The sequence below is a fragment of the Kitasatospora sp. NPDC085464 genome, from assembly GCF_044541955.1.
Classification (GTDB): domain Bacteria; phylum Actinomycetota; class Actinomycetes; order Streptomycetales; family Streptomycetaceae; genus Kitasatospora.
Window position 1 is genome coordinate 1 of sequence record NZ_JBITTM010000115.1, and the last position, 2828, is coordinate 2828.

At 73.0% G+C, this 2828-nt stretch carries 4 protein-coding genes; all 4 read right to left on the reverse strand.

The window, feature by feature from the left end; all coding sequences use genetic code 11:
- Nucleotides 1–84: 84 nt before the first annotated feature.
- Entirely contained in the window at nt 85–504 is a 420-nt protein-coding gene (locus ACIGG8_RS42790; protein WP_396553982.1) for a hypothetical protein, read from the reverse strand.
- Between the two features lie 25 nt (nt 505–529).
- Nucleotides 530–886 (reverse strand): hypothetical protein, encoded by a 357-nt coding sequence (locus tag ACIGG8_RS42795; RefSeq protein ID WP_396553983.1) that lies wholly within the window; start codon nt 884–886, stop codon nt 530–532.
- 297 nt (nt 887–1183) lie between these two features.
- On the reverse strand, nt 1184–1786 hold the full coding sequence (locus tag ACIGG8_RS42800) for a DUF1772 domain-containing protein (protein ID WP_396553984.1): 603 nt from the start codon (nt 1784–1786) through the stop codon (nt 1184–1186).
- Between the two features lie 211 nt (nt 1787–1997).
- Entirely contained in the window at nt 1998–2645 is a 648-nt protein-coding gene (locus ACIGG8_RS42805; protein ID WP_396553985.1) for a hemerythrin domain-containing protein, read from the reverse strand.
- Between the last annotated feature and the right edge of the window lie 183 nt (nt 2646–2828).

Genomic DNA, 2828 nt, shown 5'->3' on the forward strand with positions numbered 1-2828 from the left:
TGTCCAGGCTCGGTGCTTCGGCAAACGCCGTCCAAATCGCGGATGATATGCGGAAGTGCTCCTTGGCCTGGGAGAACCGTCTTTTCAGTAAGCGGCGGCCGCGGTGGAATGCCCGGACCGGTCGTCCCGACCGTCGGGGAAGTCCTGGCGAGCGCCGATGAGGTAGACCAGGCCTTCCGCCGGGCCGGCGGGCGGGCCGAGGAACTCCCACAGCGGTTCCCACAGGCGGAGCGGGACGCGGTAGTCGCCCGCAAGCATCCAGACGTCGTCGCCGAGTCGGACCTCGGGGGCGCCCTCGAAGAGGGGCCGGACCCGCAGGTACTCCTCCCGGTTCAGCTCACGGGAGTAGCGCACCTCGTCGTCCGCGTCGAAGCCGTCCAGGAGCCAGAGCACGTTGCGTCCGTCGGCGTAGGGGTCGTCGACGAAGGACGCATCGACGGAGGGCGCGTCGACGGACGCGTGGTCGGCGGGAGCGTGGTCGGCGCGGGGTTGGTCGTTGTCCACGCCGCCACTCTACGGGGGCCTGCGCTCAGCCCGGTCGGCGCTGTTCCGGCAGCGCCGGCGGGCGGCGGCGCAGCGGTGCCAGCTCGCGCTCCAGGGTGCGGACGTCCAGCGCTATCCGGGCCGCGATCTCGCGCGGGCCGGTGCCGGCGGGCAGCCGGCGCGACCAGGAACGGGGCTTGGCCGGGCCGTCCTGGACCATGTGGAAGTTGAGCCTCACCACGTCGGCGACGTCGACCAGGCTCACCAGGATCCGGGTGTCCGGGAGGTCGATGCTCACCTCGTTCCCGATGCACGAGCAGGCCACCAGGCCCTCGATGTCCTCCTCGGCCAGGTACCTGGCCAGGGGTACCGCCCTCCCCCGGACCAGAAACGGACGATCCACCGGACTCACCGGACCCGCCTCCTCCCCCAGCACGCGCACGCGCCGCGGCCGCGGCGCAAGCGCACCGCAACAGACCGGGCCCGCCCATGCTCCACCACATCCGTGCCGGGCGCCAACTCGCTGTCTCACCCAGTGAATTGGGTGTAGTCACCGACCCGGCGCACCGGCGCACGCTCCGGCGCACCGGGCCCGCACCGCAGCCACCACCACGACCGGCCACCACCACCGGCCACCAACGCGCAGGTGCCCGTCCACGCGTGGCGGACGGGCACCGGAGGCGGTGCGTGCGGACGGGTGTCAGCGCCCCGAGCGGGTGAACCGGCCGTGCAGCACCAGGGAGCGGGTCAGCGCGAGCAGACCGCCCGTGCACAGCGCGGTGCGGAGCATGTTGGCCGGCACCCAGCTGTCCGCGAAGTGCGCCCGCACCGAGGCGAAGTCGTGGATCTGGGACGGGTCGCCCGCCGCCGCCAGCTGGTTGTTGAGCGGGATGTTGACGCCCATGGTCACCATCAGCGCCACCACGTACAGCGCCGTCGCCAGCGCGGCCCACAGCGCCGCCTGCCGCCGGCCCGCCTTGTGCAGCAGCCACGCCGCGACACCCGTCGCCGCGAAGGCGCCGACGAAGACCAGGCCGAACATGCCGTTCTCGATCGACTTGTTGATGTGCTGCATCGCCGTCACGTACGTGCGGTCGTCACTCGCCGCGAGACCCGGCATGACCGACACGTCGAAGGCGAAGAACAGCCCCGCCATCAAACCCATCGCGATGGTCGCGCCCACCAGCAGCGGCCCGGTCGCCTTGCTCTGCCCGACGGCGTGCGCCGAACTCCCCATCCCCACACCTCCGATGGCCGACGGCGCGGTGTACGACAGCGGAACCGCGGTCTGATCCGAACGCATCTCAGGACCCCTTCACTCTCCCGGCCCGCGGGCTGCGGTGCCGACGAACTTTGTGCACACGACACCGACCACCGTGCGGTGCACCGCGCAACGGAAGCGCGACAACCGGAACCCCGGGCCGCAGGACGGCACCTGCCCCGTCTTGCGCCGAGCCGGCGGTCCGGCGGTCCGCCGGGCGCACCGTCGCGCCCGCCCGCCGCCCGCTGCGGGCTCAGAGCACCGCCGACAGGCCGCGCCGGTACCGCCGCTCCAGCACCGTCCGCCCGATCAGCCGCACCGGGGCCGGGATCGTCGCGGACACCGCCCGGACGGCCGCCGGGTCCGCGCCGTCGAACATCCAGGGCTGCAGGTAGGTCATCACCTGGGTCGGTGCGCTCTGGATGATCCGGCGCTCCACCCGCAGGTACTCGTCCACCGGCAGGCCGGCCAGCGCCGGGAACACCACCGGCTCCTCGTGCCCGAGGTGGTCGCGCACCAGGGTCTCGAACGCCTCGGCGGCCGCCGGGAGTTCGGCCCGCAGCCCGGAGCCGAGCACCCCCGCCACCCGCCGCATCGACCGGTCCAGCGCCTCGTGGTCCTCCTCCAGGACCCCGCCGCCGTCGAACCCGGCCACCCGGCCACGCAGGTACGGCCAGAGGATCTCGTCCTCGCTGTGGTGGTGCCAGTCGATCACCGTGCGCAGCCGCCCGAACCACTCCGCCAGCTCCGCCGTGGATCCCGACGGTCCGCGCGTGGCGGCGGCGCTCAGCCGCGCCGCGTCGCGGCGCATCGCCACGTGCATCAGTCCGAAGCCCTTGATGTGGCCGGGCAGTGTGCCGATGCCCCGCTCGCTCGACCAGACCGTTGTGCCGTCCGACATGACCAGACCTCCAAAGTCCGTTCAGGGTCCCTTGCAACGCCCGCCCGGGGGCGGCCACACGGGGCCGCCGGGGACGAGCCGGCTCATACGTTCCACACGCCCGAGGCTGCGGCTTCCCGGGCGTAGTCCGCGAAGTCCCGCGGCTCACGACCCAGCGCCCGCCGCACCCCGTCACCCAACGAC

Excerpts from the sequence above, each read along its gene's own strand:
- ACIGG8_RS42805 (WP_396553985.1), bottom strand. The coding sequence starts at position 2,645 with ATGTCGGACGGCACAACGGTCTGGTCGAGCGAGCGGGGCATCGGCACA.
- ACIGG8_RS42800 (WP_396553984.1), bottom strand. The coding sequence starts at position 1,786 with ATGCGTTCGGATCAGACCGCGGTTCCGCTGTCGTACACCGCGCCGTCG.